16 protein-coding genes and 1 riboswitch are annotated in these 12,879 nt (G+C 48.7%); of the genes, 2 read left to right on the forward strand and 14 right to left on the reverse strand.

Features of this window, described 5'->3' with window-relative positions:
• Positions 1-21: 21 nt before the first annotated feature.
• The 6 genes from KNO78_RS10190 to KNO78_RS10215 all read right to left on the reverse strand — a co-directional run bounded on the left by KNO78_RS10190 (position 22) and on the right by KNO78_RS10215 (position 5,383).
• Positions 22-987 carry an ABC transporter permease subunit gene (locus KNO78_RS10190; protein ID WP_159563085.1) on the reverse strand — a complete coding sequence of 322 codons (966 nt, stop codon included), beginning with the start codon at positions 985-987 and terminating at the stop codon, positions 22-24.
• 1 nt (position 988) lies between these two features.
• Positions 989-2,467 carry a sugar ABC transporter ATP-binding protein gene (locus KNO78_RS10195; RefSeq protein ID WP_214690373.1) on the reverse strand — a complete coding sequence of 493 codons (1,479 nt, stop codon included), beginning with the start codon at positions 2,465-2,467 and terminating at the stop codon, positions 989-991.
• Positions 2,468-2,478: 11 nt separating this feature from the next.
• Positions 2,479-2,868 (reverse strand): D-ribose pyranase, encoded by a 390-nt coding sequence (rbsD, locus tag KNO78_RS10200; protein WP_012727563.1) that lies wholly within the window; start codon positions 2,866-2,868, stop codon positions 2,479-2,481.
• A complete protein-coding gene (gene rbsK / locus KNO78_RS10205) occupies positions 2,868-3,752 on the reverse strand; it encodes a ribokinase (RefSeq protein WP_074035466.1) in 885 nt (294 codons plus the stop codon). The genes rbsD and rbsK overlap by 1 nt, the downstream gene beginning before the upstream one ends.
• 3 nt (positions 3,753-3,755) lie before the next feature.
• Positions 3,756-4,733, reverse strand: a complete 978-nt coding sequence (locus tag KNO78_RS10210; RefSeq protein WP_159563088.1) for a LacI family DNA-binding transcriptional regulator — start codon at positions 4,731-4,733, stop codon at positions 3,756-3,758.
• Between the two features lie 107 nt (positions 4,734-4,840).
• A complete protein-coding gene (locus tag KNO78_RS10215) occupies positions 4,841-5,383 on the reverse strand; it encodes a GNAT family N-acetyltransferase (protein WP_214690372.1) in 543 nt (180 codons plus the stop codon).
• Between the two features lie 74 nt (positions 5,384-5,457).
• On the opposite strand from KNO78_RS10215, the gene KNO78_RS10220 reads away from it, so the two are divergent.
• Entirely contained in the window at positions 5,458-5,904 is a 447-nt protein-coding gene (locus KNO78_RS10220) for a DUF4385 domain-containing protein (RefSeq protein ID WP_074035462.1), read from the forward strand.
• Here the strand turns inward: KNO78_RS10220 and KNO78_RS10225 are convergent.
• From KNO78_RS10225 to tenA, 8 genes are all read right to left on the reverse strand, one after another.
• On the reverse strand, positions 5,901-6,344 hold the full coding sequence (locus KNO78_RS10225; RefSeq protein WP_074035461.1) for a GNAT family N-acetyltransferase: 444 nt from the start codon (positions 6,342-6,344) through the stop codon (positions 5,901-5,903). The two genes, KNO78_RS10220 and KNO78_RS10225, sit on opposite strands and share 4 nt — an antisense overlap.
• 62 nt (positions 6,345-6,406) lie before the next feature.
• Positions 6,407-6,856 (reverse strand): OsmC family protein, encoded by a 450-nt coding sequence (locus tag KNO78_RS10230; protein ID WP_074035459.1) that lies wholly within the window; start codon positions 6,854-6,856, stop codon positions 6,407-6,409.
• Positions 6,857-6,898: 42 nt separating this feature from the next.
• Entirely contained in the window at positions 6,899-8,464 is a 1,566-nt protein-coding gene (locus KNO78_RS10235) for a GGDEF domain-containing protein (protein WP_214690371.1), read from the reverse strand.
• Positions 8,465-8,578: 114 nt separating this feature from the next.
• A complete protein-coding gene (locus KNO78_RS10240) occupies positions 8,579-9,217 on the reverse strand; it encodes an SDR family oxidoreductase (RefSeq protein ID WP_159563092.1) in 639 nt (212 codons plus the stop codon).
• 24 nt (positions 9,218-9,241) lie between these two features.
• Positions 9,242-9,883 (reverse strand): thiamine phosphate synthase, encoded by a 642-nt coding sequence (gene thiE / locus KNO78_RS10245; protein ID WP_074035455.1) that lies wholly within the window; start codon positions 9,881-9,883, stop codon positions 9,242-9,244.
• Positions 9,852-10,691 carry a bifunctional hydroxymethylpyrimidine kinase/phosphomethylpyrimidine kinase gene (gene thiD, locus KNO78_RS10250; RefSeq protein ID WP_214690370.1) on the reverse strand — a complete coding sequence of 280 codons (840 nt, stop codon included), beginning with the start codon at positions 10,689-10,691 and terminating at the stop codon, positions 9,852-9,854. The genes thiE and thiD overlap by 32 nt, the downstream gene beginning before the upstream one ends.
• Positions 10,688-11,479, reverse strand: a complete 792-nt coding sequence (thiM, locus tag KNO78_RS10255; RefSeq protein WP_078147811.1) for a hydroxyethylthiazole kinase — start codon at positions 11,477-11,479, stop codon at positions 10,688-10,690. The genes thiD and thiM overlap by 4 nt, the downstream gene beginning before the upstream one ends.
• The gene (tenA, locus tag KNO78_RS10260; RefSeq protein WP_159563096.1) at positions 11,476-12,150 is read right to left on the reverse strand and encodes a thiaminase II; all 675 of its coding nucleotides are present in this window, start codon (positions 12,148-12,150) and stop codon (positions 11,476-11,478) included. The genes thiM and tenA overlap by 4 nt, the downstream gene beginning before the upstream one ends.
• 90 nt (positions 12,151-12,240) lie before the next feature.
• Positions 12,241-12,345: riboswitch (TPP riboswitch) on the reverse strand.
• 137 nt (positions 12,346-12,482) lie between these two features.
• Here tenA and KNO78_RS10265 point away from each other — a divergent pair.
• On the forward strand, positions 12,483-12,878 hold the full coding sequence (locus tag KNO78_RS10265) for an ion channel (RefSeq protein WP_159563097.1): 396 nt from the start codon (positions 12,483-12,485) through the stop codon (positions 12,876-12,878).
• Position 12,879: the final 1 nt, after the last annotated feature.

The following is a 12,879-nucleotide window of genomic DNA, read 5'->3' on the forward strand; positions in this document are numbered from 1 at the left end:
TCCGTTTTCCCCTTTCGCGTGTTACGCGTTTTGTCGACGATCAAGCAATACTGCAAACAATATAACTGCACCTTTTACGACGAGTTGGAAGAATGATGATACGCCAAGAAGGTTCAATCCGTTATTTAATGTTCCGATGATCAACGCCCCAATCAACGTCCCGACAATCCAGCCGCGACCACCCGCAAGACTCGTTCCCCCGAGAACGACCGCTGCGATGGCATCGAGTTCATACGATGTTCCTGCTGTAGGTTGTGCGGAATTGAGACGTGACGTCAAGATGATGCCAGCGAGTGCCGCAAGCATACCGGATAGCGAATAAATCATGATTTTGACTTTATTGACGCCAATCCCCATCAATTTAGCCGCTTCTTCATTCCCACCAATCGCATACGTATGACGACCAAATGTCGTCTTCTTCAAGATGAAGTAAAGGACACCGAATGCGAGTAGCATCGTCAATGCCGGCACCGGAATGATCCAGAAATAACCACGTCCGAGCATCTCAAACCAACCGGAATTCCCGAGACCTGTAATCGGTCTTCCGTCCGTATAGACGAGCGTCAATCCCCGATAAATGGTCATCGTAGCCAATGTCGCGATGAACGGTGCCACTTTTCCGTACGTGATGACCGCCCCGTTGAACGCTCCGAGAACGGCACCTGCAATCAAGCCGAGTGCAACGGCCATAACCGCATGTTGACCGTCCACCATCATGCCTGCCACCAGTGCAGAAGCGAGCGCCAAAATCGAACCGACCGATAAATCGATGCCCCCTGTCAAGATGACAAACGTCATCCCGAAGGCAATCAAGGCATTGATCGACACTTGGCGGAGTACGTTAAAGATATTATTTAATGATAAAAATCCTGGTTCGAGCGCCGTCACGACGACGACGATGACGAGTAGACCGAACAGCGGTCCTAATTTTTGTCCCCATCCGAGTCGACCCGGGCGCTTCAGCGAAGTTGTTGCTTTCAATTCCATATCATTGCCCTCCTGTCGCATACGTCATTACTTTTTCTTGTGTCGCCTCTTCTTTCGTGAGCGTTCCGGTTACGACACCTTCCCGCATGACGACGATCCGATCACTCATCCCAAGCACTTCCGGTAAATCAGAAGAGACCATGATGATGGCGACACCTGATTCCGCGAGATCACTCATGATATTGTAAATCTCTTTCTTAGCACCGACGTCGACGCCTCGGGTTGGTTCATCCAAAATCAAGACGTCCGGTTCGACACCTAACCATTTACCGAGCACAACCTTCTGTTGATTCCCACCAGACAGCGACTTCACTTTTTGTTCCATCGAATGATGTTTGACCCGCAATTTTTGTAAGTATGTCTCGGCGAACGTCTCCTCCTGTTGCTTCGAGATGACCGATCCTTTTGCTCGTTTATCAAGTGTCGGGAGCGACAGGTTTTCTCTTAGCGAGAAATCGAGGAGTAAGCCCTCTCCTTTTCGGTCCTCTGTCAAAAACGCGATACCGTGCTTGATGGCGTCGGCTGGGGTCTTGATTCGAATCGGTTTCCCATTCAGTTTAATGACTCCCCCTTTGTGGGTGTCTGCTCCGAATAGCGCACGCATCACCTCGGTACGCCCCGCTCCCATCAATCCAGAAAACCCAACGATTTCTCCGGCACGAACGTTGAACGATACGTTGTGGAACCGGTTACCTATTAAATCATCAACCTCGATCACGACGTCCCCAAGTGTAGCGGTACGCGTCGGATAGCGTTCTCCAATCTCGCGACCGACCATATCGCGCACCGTTTCCTCAAATGAGGTGTCTTGAATCATGCGAGTCGAAATGGATTGTCCATCCCGAAGTACCGTGATCCGATCACATAAGTCAAAAATTTCTTCCATTCGGTGTGAGATATAGATGATGGACACACCTTGATCACGTAAGGCCCGTGACACTGCGAAGAGTGCCTGGATTTCACGATCCGTCAAGGCGGCCGTCGGTTCATCCATGACGATGACCTTCGCATCCGTCATGAGCGCCTTGGCAATCTCAATCATCTGTTGCTGACCGACCGACAAATTGCGCGCCACTTCATCGACATCCATGAACACGTTCAATTCAGCCAAGTATTCTCGGGCACGTCTGGTCATTTCCTGCTGTTTGACCATCCCGAACGGTCCCGTCAGTTCTCGACCTAAAAACAGATTTTCTGTCACCGTCATCTCCGGTAAGATATTGAGCTCCTGATGGATGAAGGCGATGCCTTCTTGCTCCGCTTCTTTTGGGTGCTTGAATTGACGTTTCGCGCCGTCGATGAGAATCTCGCCTTCATCCTGTGCATACAGACCGGTCATCACCTTCATCAATGTCGACTTCCCGGCCCCGTTCTCGCCCATAAGGGCATGAATCTCTCCAGGCAACAGTTCGAAATCGACTCCTTTTAAGACGGAGACTGGCCCGAATGACTTATGGATGCCTTTCAACTGAATATGCATCGAATCCCCCCTTAAAAAATGACCCCGGCATGTAAGATGACGTTTGCGTAAGGTGTCGCTTCCCCAGTTCGAATGACCACTTTCGCTTTTGCGACCTCCCGTTTGAAGTCTTCATGCGAACACATGTCGATGCTCGTGTACCGTTCTTTCAGTGAATCCGCAATCGTCGAGTTGTGTGTGAGGATTTCCTCAGCAATCGTGATGCGCTCTACGACCAAATCTGATTCGACGACATCGAGCACCTCAAGAAAGGAAGGTTCCCCGATGCGGAGACTAAGATCGACCCGCTTGACCCCGTCTGGAATCGGTAGCCCACAATCGGCGATGACGACGCGATCCGTATGCCCGAGGTCGGCAAAGATTTTTGCTAAATGACTATTCAAAATTCCTTGTTTTTTCATCACACGCGCTCCAATCGTTGTTGTACATCTTGTCGTGTCGGCATACCACCTTGTGCACCGAAGCCTTCGACACTCATGCCGGATGCGACTACGGCAAACCGTACGGCCGTCTCCAAATCGTCTTGTTCGATGAGGGAGACAGCAAGTGCACCGTTGAACGTGTCACCTGCTCCTGTTGTGTCGACGACGTTTGCTCGGATGGCTGGCACATGACGGACGTCTCGTCCGTCATGGAATCGAACGCCATGGACGCCTTCCGTGACGAGTAACTTGTTCGGATAACGTTTGAGAACATCATCTACGGACATTCCGTTGAATAAGTCACGGCATTCATGTTCGTTCGGCGTTAAATACGTGACGTCCTCAATCACTTCTGGTGGAAGCGGTTGAGACGGTGCCGGATTGAGTAGCACCGGAATCCCTTTCTCTTTACAGTAAGCGGTCACTTGTTTTACCGTCTCGATTGGAATTTCGAGTTGCAGGAGCACGAACGCCTGCTCGTCGAGAAAATGTTCGAGCTCCTCATCCGTGAAAACGACTCGTTTGTTCGCCGATTGGACGACGACAATCGAATTATCCCCTTCTGCTACTACGATATGGGCCGTACCCGTCACTTCCTCCGGTATGATCTGAACATGCGTGACATCGACATCGTGTCGTTTGAAGTTTTCAACAACCTGTTGACCGAACGGATCACTTCCCACGCAACCGACCATCTGAACAGTGCCGCCTAATTTGGAGGCAGCGACCGCTTGGTTCGCACCTTTTCCCCCTGGAACGGTGCGGAACGACTCACCGATGACCGTTTCTCCGGCTTGTGGCCGTTTGTCGGATGTGACGACAAGATCCATCGATATACTGCCAATGACAACAATGCGTTTCATTCTTTATCTCTCCTTCCGCTTTGTCGTGTGTCTTTCAAGTAACGTGACCGGTAATAACATCTCTTTCGGTCGCGTGTCTTTTTTCTCAATCAAATCGAGCAATCGTTCTGTCGCCACTCGCCCCATCTCATAGATAGGCTGGACGATGGTCGTCAGCGGCGGAGACGTCATCTCGCCTAATTCGATCCCGTCATATCCGATGACCTGTAGCTCTTCTGGGACACGAATGTCTCGACGGACTGCTTCCTGTAATACGGCGGCTGCAATCACATCGTTCGCTGCGAAAATGCCATCGAATGGCCAAGCATGGTCGAACAGCTCTTGGGACGCTTTCAAGGCGTCTTTGAACGTGAACGTGGACTCGGTCATCCCGACGAGCTTCTCTCCCGCTACTTCGACAAATCCTTCGGTTCGGCGTTTGACCGTTTTGAGATGATCCGGTCCGGCAATGTGTGCCAGTCGTGTCGCACCACGTTGTAACAGCGTGTCGGCCGCCAACTTTCCACCCTCATATCCATCTGATACAACGGCGTCGATCCCCGCTTTTACGATTCGGTCTAGTGCGACCATCGGTAAATCCAACGTCTCATAATTCGGATTGTGCGAATGATTTGTTGTAATAATCAGGCCATCGACGTGCATCGTTTGCAAGGCGACTAAATACGTCTGTTCTTTTTCAAGTTGTTCATCCGTGTTACATAAGACGACTTGATACCCATGTTGATTGGCGACATCCTCAATCGCCCGAGCCAGCTGTGGAAAGAACGGGTTCGTGATATCTGGCATGATAAGTCCAATCAAATTCGACGATTTTTTATAGAGCGAACGAGCAACTCGGTTCGGCGCGTAATTCAGTTCCGCAATCGCCTTTTCGACCGCTTCTTTCGCCTCTTCGCTCACATATCCGCTTTTATTCATAACGCGTGATACGGTCGCCACTGAGACGTTCGCATGTTTTGCTACTTGTTTGATGGTCGCCATTTGACATCCTCCGTTCTGGAAACGCTTACAAAACCATCTTAATGTGTAACCGGTTACATATCAAGAGATTTTTATGATTTCATGAAAAAACACATTGAAATCGTGCTTCAATGTGTAGAGAACGTAGGATTTAGTTGAACATAGACGAGACATTCTACCGTTCGTCCATCGAGCCGGGTCAATTCCTGTTGTTTTGTAAACGCATAAGTGAATCCAGACTTTTCAACGACGCGTCGCGATTGGTCATTGAAGCTGAAGTAGCCGCACCAAATCCGCTCTAACCCTAACGCTTCGAACCCAAATCGAATCATCGCCTGAACGGCTTCCGGCGCGTAACCATTCCCCCAATTGTCTGGACTGAGCACATAACCAATCTCACGCTGTGCCTCATGTTGAATCGAAGGGTCTGGTCTTCGGTCGTGTAACCCGATGCTACCGATTACTTGCCCAGTCTCTTTCAAGACGATGGCCCATACATCTGCTTCCTCGATAAACAGTTGAATGACGTCCCTTGTTTCTTCAATCGATTCATGGGGTGCCCAACCAGCCATCGGTCCGACTCGTTCATCTTTTGCATAATGATACATATCTTCTGCGTCTTTTAACGAAAATGCCCGTAAAATCAATCGTTCTGTCTCTAGAGTGATCATATCAACCCGTCCTTTTCCTTCAAGTTGTTTCCTCCACCGACCTAATGGGAAACGTTAGGCGAGGAGGAATGAACATGCCATTTGATTATGACTTAAACTTCGATGAAATCGACTTCCGACAACAACCCGAATTGTATCGGGTCGGGCGTGGCGAACAAGGCGTACTACTCGTCGAACCGTATAAAAGTGAGATTTTGCCACATTGGCGATTCAAGACGCCCGAGATTGCGAAGCAATCTGCCGAAGAAATTATGGAATTGTTTGAAGCGTATCGCGCGAATGACGATTTCGTCGGGATGGACATGGCCCGAAAGTTCATCCAAATGGGCTACACGCGGGCCCGACGCTATGCCAATTATAAAGGCGGTCGTAAATATAAAGAAGACGGTGACCTCCATGAGCGCGAAATCGACGAAGAGAAGGCAGAGTCTGCTCGCATCTTCAAAACGTATTGGGATCAACTTCGTGCCGATGAGGATTATTTACGACGTAAAAAGGCACATCAAAAACAATATGGTTAATCGCGCACCATCACTTTAAACGGGGTACCATTCCGCTCGAATGATGTGATGGTGCGAAATCCGACCGTATCGTATAGATGAATCGCTCGTTCGTTAAAAGCGGCGACGGTCAAACGAAGCGGTTTGCCCCGTTCCATCGCTCTCTCCATGACGTACGTCACAAACAATCGGCCATGTCCTTTCCCCGTCATATCGGGTCGCATCCCCAACCCGATATCCGTAAATTCTAAACAATACGGATATGTCGAATTGGGCACTTGAGCCGGGGAACCGATGCAATAAAATCCAATCAGCTCATGCTCCTCTACAATCACCTGATACGTCATCAACTCGGCGATTCCCTCTTCAGAAGGCGATTGATTATAGAAGTCATAAGGAGCTTCATAGGTCCATTCTTGAATTTGACATGCCCATTCACGCGTCATCGGTCGGTGATGCATTCGTCTTCCCTCCGTACTCTTTTCACGATTTCTATGTAAAAAAGATGAGGTTGCCCTCATCCTTATTTTCGAGTCCATTCTGCCGTCATCGCTACGTCTGCTGCATGCATGAGATTATGAATTGGACAACGTGCCTCGACAGCCTTCCTTAATGCTTCGATTCGCTCATCCGATTCGGTCGTATCCAATACGATTTTCATATGTGTCGACTCAAAGTAAGTTCGGACACCTTCCATCCCTTGGAATCCTCGAGGATCGAGCGTCCCTTCTGTTACAAACTCGACCCCTTCATACTCAAAGTTCAAATCCTGGGCGGCATAGGCAATCATGATGGTCGTACAGGACGACTGGGCACCGAGAAGATACTCGAGTGGATTCGGTCCCTTGTTCGTCCCACCGAGTCGTTCTGGCTCATCCACGATAAATGGGGTGTGATCGCCTACACGCACAGTCGTCTTAACGCCTCCGGCTTCTCCTTCGGCGCGCATCGTTACTAATGGTCTTTCTGACATGTTGCATCCTCCTCTCCATAATCAAACACTACTATTTTCCCTTTATTTCGGACCATGTAACGCCTCGTCATAGATGGCGTAATCATTTTTTCCATCTTGCTTGATCTGATACATCGCCTGATCCGCTTTATGGATCAACGTGTCTAAATTTGTTCCTTGGTCGGGAGCATGACTGACCCCAATACTCGCACGGATTGGAATCGTCACATCGGACGTGTGGTAAGGGTTTTGATTTAACGTCATCTGAAGTTCGTGAATAAATGCAAGCACTTCCGATTCTGTTAAATCCACTAAATAAATATAAAACTCATCCCCGCCAACACGAGAGGCCAAGCCAACGTCTCGTGTCGACGCTTCCAGCAATCCACCCAAATGAGTTAAGAAATAATCTCCAATCTGGTGACCGTACGTATCATTGACTGCTTTAAAACCGTCCAGATCAATAATCAATAAAGACAGCATCGAGGAACTAAGCAACGCCTGGTCTGCGCGTTCATAAAATGCACGTCGGTTCGCCAGCTTCGTCAGTGGGTCATGATAGGCAAAGAATCGGATTGTTTGCTCGGCCTCTTTAAACGAGTGGACATCCCGAATGATAATCATCCCGTGAATCGTGCGGTCGATATCGACAAAATCACCATCGATGACGACGTAAAGCTCTTGCCCAGACTTTGTCATAATCTTCGTTTCAAACTCTATAAACTTTTTACGTGTCCGAAAATGTTGGCTGTAGTGTTCCATCCACTCTGCTTTTTTCTTTTCTGGCAACAAATCGATAAACCGTTCATTCACGACACGGACAGTATGAAATAGCGTGCGTGCGGCCGGATTCGCACTTTCCACCCTCCCATCCGGGTCAATCAACAAGATGGCGGATGGATTTAAATTATAAAGTGTCCCATATCGTTTTACATAAGAGGTTAAGAAGTCTAAACGATTCATCGCAACGACCAATGCTACCGCCCAAACAAGCCCCCCATACATGTATGAATAGGGTGGGATCAACCCACGAAATTGAAAGTAGCCGAATACAATATCCCATATTAGTACGGCATTTGCAGTCCAAAAAAGCATGCGCAATACGCGTTGGTGTTCTCTTCGTTCCGCACGCTTCAATGCATAAAAAATGAGACCAATAATCAATAGATGAAAAATGTTTCCGACGGTCAACGTAGTTAAATACGATGAGTTGAACTCAGGATAAATCCAAATGCCTACTTGTTCAAACTGTTGACTGTTGATGATATTCTCCTGACGGACATACGTCAACACAACAGGAATCAATGGTAAATAGACGATCCATGGATACAACCACTTCGGTGCCTTTGCGCCGACGCCTGTGATACTTAATATGAAATGAACAGAGAAGATAAAAATGAAAATCCCAGCGTTCCCAAACCAATAGGCAATGAGTGCCGGACTGTATTCAATCGGTGATAGATGGCGGACAAATTCAGCCAAGAAGAGCATCGAATAACCGAACACAAACAGGCTCAGCAAACGATGCTCGACTTTATTCGGATTTCGTTGAAAGACATCGAGTGCTAAAAAGCCGAGTAAAAATGACGGCAACAAATAGACCGCCAGATAAATGAACATCTCGGTCATGCGGAACCTCCTCACCTGTTCGTATTCTTCTATTTCGTTATCCTGCGTTCTTTTCCCTCTTTAACGCAACAAAAAACGGGATGGTTTTCTCATCCCGTTTTTGATGTCACACACTTATAGCGTTTCTTCGATTGGGGTATCCCCTTTGATCAAATCAATTGCTTTGTTCTGCACGTTTGAATGGTTATGAAGGACATGCACCAAGAATGATGCGACGTCTTCGCGTGGGATCTCTCCACTTCCCTCGAATTTCGTGTTCACTTTGCCCGTTCCCGCATCATCTGTCAATGCACCCGGACGAACAATCGTGTACGTGAGTCCACTCTGTTCGAGTAAACGATCTGCATGATGCTTCGCTACGTAGTACGGCTTCATCGAATCTGGCCAAGCTGAGCGATCCTCCGCTTTCAAGGCACTGACCATGACGAAGTGTTTGATGTTCCCGTTCGCTTGTGCTGCTTCGATACTCTTCGCTGCACCGTCTAGGTCGATCAAGAGTGTCTTGTCTGCTCCAGTACTTCCACCAGAACCTGCCGCGAATACGATAACATCCATTCCATCAATCGCTTTTTGCAAATCATCTACTGAACCTTCGAGGTCACCGAGTACCGCATTGTACCCTTTTGACTTAAAATCCTCGAGTTGTTTTTCTTTACGCACCATCGCCGTGACGTGATGCTTTCCTTCCTTGTGTAACTTCTCCACCAATTGATGGCCAATTTGACCGTTTGCACCGATTACAAATACGTTCATCTGTCTTCCTCCTCAAAAATGAATTCAGAGACAAGCGAAACGCCGGGTAGCCGTTGCTACATCCGGTGCAGAAGCAATGGCAGAAATGACGGCAACGCCGTCTGCCCCGTCACGAATGATTGAAGGCACATGCTCTGGACGAATACCTCCGATCCCCACAATCGGAAGCAGTGGATAGTGATGGCGAACTTGTTGAATCAGTTCCGTGCCACGCACATGTCCTGCATCCAGTTTACTTTGCGTCTCATGAATCGGACCAATGCCGACATAATCTGCAAATGGAAGAGCCGTTCTGACTTCCTCCATCGTATGGACAGACACCCCCAACCATTTATCTGGTCCTAGCCGTTCTCGAACCTGTTTGGCAGGTAAGTCGTCTTGTCCGACGTGAATGCCATCCGCGTCAATCGCGAGCGCCAAGTCGACGTCGTCGTTGATTATGAACGGAACACCCGTTTCTCGACACAGACGTTGGAGCGTCCTTGCCATCGCTTCTTTTTTATCTCCATACAATGCATCTTTACCTTTTTCGCGAAATTGAAAACATGTCACACCACATCGAAGTGCCGTTTTGACGGTCGCCACCAAATCGGACGCGTCCGTCGTTCCACACACAAAGTAAAGGCGAAGCTGCTTAGCGAGCGCTTGTTTCGTACAGAACGTCAACGGTAATCACCTCTTCTTTCGCTAAACGATGTCCCCAATGATTCGTCGGTCCATGCCCCTGTCCAATCGATAATCCATGTGCAATCGCCTGATGAATAAACTGCTTCGCATCTACGACGGCTTGGCGTAGTGTCTTCCCATACGCTAGTTCGGCCGTCAATGCGGCAGAGAACGTACATCCCGTCCCGTGCGTATCTTTCGTTTGGATTCTAGGCGCTTTTACACAGAACGCTTCAGTCTCGCTCATAATCAAATCAACGGCCTCCACATCATCCGTATGCCCACCTTTGATAATGACGGTATCGACACCAAGTGCTCGAATCGCCTGTGCGGCTTTCATGCGGTCTGCCTCGGTTCGAATTTCCATTCCTGCCAGCACTTCTGCTTCAGGAATATTTGGGGTCACGATGGTCGCCTGTGGTAGCAGCTTCGTGCGCAGTGCTTCGACTGCACTAACTTGCAACAAGGAAGCGCCACCTTTCGCCACCATGACCGGATCGACTACTACATGTTCGAAACGATATCGTTCGAGCCCCTTCGCTACCGCTTCAATTCGTTCAGCGTCCACCAACATCCCGGTTTTACAGGCGGTGATGTTAAAATCATCCGCTACCGCATCAATTTGTCGGATAATCATTTCCGTGGAAATCGCCTCGATTCCATGGACCCCAAGTGTGTTTTGAGCGGTAATCGCAGTCAACACGCTCGTCCCGAATACACCGAGTTCTTGAAACGTTTTAAGATCGGCTTGAATACCGGCCCCTCCTCCTGAGTCAGATCCTGCAATTGTCAACACTTGAGGTCTCATGATGTCGACACCTCAATTCGATTCGTCGGGATGGTATGCTGTGCCAATTGATGGAGCGCATTTAAAAAGTGAATCGGGAAGTCTCCCGGTCCTTCAGCCCGTTCACTCGCCAACTCACCGCAATAGGCGTAGCCTGACATGGCGGTCACCGTCGCTTTAAGGGTGTTCTTTTCGACTGCTAAGCAAGCCCCGACCACTGCACTGAGTAAACATCCCGTACCGGTCGTCTCGGTCATGCGTTTCGTCCCGCCATGTATTTCCATAACGACGTTCCCGTCACTTACCATATCTTCTTTTCCTGTCACGGCCACGACACATCCGTATCGTCTCGCTGCTTCAAGCGCCAATTGTCGAGGCTCGCATGCACCGTCACCAGCATCGACACCACGAGCCGCCCAATCGACGCCAATCAATGTCGCAATCTCTCCTGCATTCCCTCGAATGACCGATACACGAACATGACGCAAAATGCGTTCGACCACATCTCGTCGAAATGACGTCGCTCCGACACCGACCGGGTCGAGTATAATCGGGCATCCCGCTTCGTTCGCAGCCTGACCTGCGCGAATCATCGTCGCTTCCGTCATCGTTCCAAGTGTACCGATGTTAAGTACGAGCGCATCGCTCACGAATGTCATCTCCGCTACTTCTTCGATTGCATCCGCCATGACAGGAGAGGCGCCGATGGCGAGCAATCCATTCGCCGAAAAGTTCGCCACGACCGTGTTCGTGATATTGTGAATCAATGGCGCCTGCTGTCGAATCTCATTCCAAATCTCATGTCTCATTGGTTGACCTCCTGCGACAATGACCACGACTCAAGCGTCCAAGCCATTTCCCAAAAAGCGACTTCGTAATAGCAACTCTTCAAGAATAGTTTCGTATAGCGCACGCGCTCTTCTTCTGTCGCTTGACCAGCCAGTTCATCCAACCGATCAATTTGCTCTTCCACCAGCTCACGGAACCACTCCGAACCATACGTCGCAATCCAAGCTGAATAAATCGGATGATCAGGACGCTTGTCTTTAAGACGTTCTCCAATCTCGTAATACACCCAATAACACGGAAGGATTGACGCCAATACGTCCCCGAGAGTCGGTCCTGCCTGTTGCATATGAAGGGCATATGCATAAGCGGTCGGTGCTGGCTCAAATGTCGCCAATTCGACATCCGTCACGTTGAGCATCGTAAAGAACTCTCGATGAAGGGAGAGTTCCGCCTCAATCGTGTGTAGCGCATGCGTCAAAAAGCGGCTCGATAGTTCCATCGTCGGAGCGAGGGTTGCCCCTTTGGCCTGCACTTTTGAAAACTGATTCAAATAGTATGAGTCTTGCATGACGTAATGTCTGAATTTCTTCTCATCGAGCGTCCCTTCTCCGAGTGAACGAACAAATGGGTGATGAAAGCTTGCTTCAAACAATCCATCCGCCTCTTGACGTAAGTGATCTGTAAATTTCATAATAACTCCCCCTTATAAACTGATAAAAAAGACGCCGCCTCCCATAACGGAAGCGGCGTCTCGAACAATCATATCTAGGTGAAGCCATATGAGTCGTCTCGCCCACTTCCCTACGCTAGCGTGAACTAGATCAGGTTCGAAGGGTCTGGACCATGTCCATCTCAGCCGCGTGACGCGACTCCCCTAGTGGCAAACATTATGAAATTCAGTCGTCTTCGACCACATTCTATCAATCTTTTCATCAATTGAAAACCTTTTCTGATTCCGTTTCCTATTCTTCGTTACGGGAATGGGTAAGTGACTCTGTTCGTACTGAAAAGGATGTGTAGAGATTGAATACCATTTTATTGACGATTGCCTTACTGTTCATCAGTTTGAACGTATTTTGGTTTTTCAAACGTCGAACGTACAAGCAAACAGGATTTGATGGAAGATTGTTCACTCAGTTGTTCGTCAGCCTATTCGGTGTCATGTTAGGATTCACATTGATTTATTATGCACTGTCTCGTGATTCAGTCATTCTCGTGACTTCACTCGAATCCATGAATGCCGTCGAACCGACTTGGGAAAATTTATTGTATTTTAGCGGTGTCACTTTACTTTCGATTGGCTTTGGTGATTTGTTACCGGTCGGTTTAACCCGATTATTCGCTATCATCGAAGGAGCCATCGGTATTTTGTTACCGAGTGCCTTCTTCATCAAATCGATTTATCAAAAAGACAAGTGAA

Origin of the sequence: Exiguobacterium sp. s132 (genome assembly GCF_018617235.1) — a bacterium.
Classification (GTDB): domain Bacteria; phylum Bacillota; class Bacilli; order Exiguobacteriales; family Exiguobacteriaceae; genus Exiguobacterium; species Exiguobacterium profundum.

What these genes read in the sequence shown, in the direction of transcription:
- thiD (WP_214690370.1), bottom strand. Translation starts at nt 10,691, where the DNA reads ATGAGACCTCAAGTGTTGACAATTGCAGGATCTGACTCAGGAGGAGGG.
- KNO78_RS10225 (WP_074035461.1), bottom strand. Translation starts at nt 6,344, where the DNA reads ATGCATCACCGACCGATGACGCGTGAATGGGCATGTCAAATTCAAGAA.
- KNO78_RS10240 (WP_159563092.1), bottom strand. Translation starts at nt 9,217, where the DNA reads ATGAACGTATTTGTAATCGGTGCAAACGGTCAAATTGGCCATCAATTG.
- KNO78_RS10235 (WP_214690371.1), bottom strand. Translation starts at nt 8,464, where the DNA reads ATGACCGAGATGTTCATTTATCTGGCGGTCTATTTGTTGCCGTCATTT.
- KNO78_RS10190 (WP_159563085.1), bottom strand. Translation starts at nt 987, where the DNA reads ATGGAATTGAAAGCAACAACTTCGCTGAAGCGCCCGGGTCGACTCGGA.
- KNO78_RS10230 (WP_074035459.1), bottom strand. Translation starts at nt 6,856, where the DNA reads ATGTCAGAAAGACCATTAGTAACGATGCGCGCCGAAGGAGAAGCCGGA.
- KNO78_RS10210 (WP_159563088.1), bottom strand. Translation starts at nt 4,733, where the DNA reads ATGGCGACCATCAAACAAGTAGCAAAACATGCGAACGTCTCAGTGGCG.
- KNO78_RS10195 (WP_214690373.1), bottom strand. Translation starts at nt 2,467, where the DNA reads ATGCATATTCAGTTGAAAGGCATCCATAAGTCATTCGGGCCAGTCTCC.
- KNO78_RS10215 (WP_214690372.1), bottom strand. Translation starts at nt 5,383, where the DNA reads ATGATCACTCTAGAGACAGAACGATTGATTTTACGGGCATTTTCGTTA.
- rbsD (WP_012727563.1), bottom strand. Translation starts at nt 2,868, where the DNA reads ATGAAAAAACAAGGAATTTTGAATAGTCATTTAGCAAAAATCTTTGCC.
- tenA (WP_159563096.1), bottom strand. Translation starts at nt 12,150, where the DNA reads ATGAAATTTACAGATCACTTACGTCAAGAGGCGGATGGATTGTTTGAA.
- KNO78_RS10220 (WP_074035462.1), top strand. Translation starts at nt 5,458, where the DNA reads ATGCCATTTGATTATGACTTAAACTTCGATGAAATCGACTTCCGACAA.
- thiM (WP_078147811.1), bottom strand. Translation starts at nt 11,479, where the DNA reads ATGAGACATGAGATTTGGAATGAGATTCGACAGCAGGCGCCATTGATT.
- rbsK (WP_074035466.1), bottom strand. Translation starts at nt 3,752, where the DNA reads ATGAAACGCATTGTTGTCATTGGCAGTATATCGATGGATCTTGTCGTC.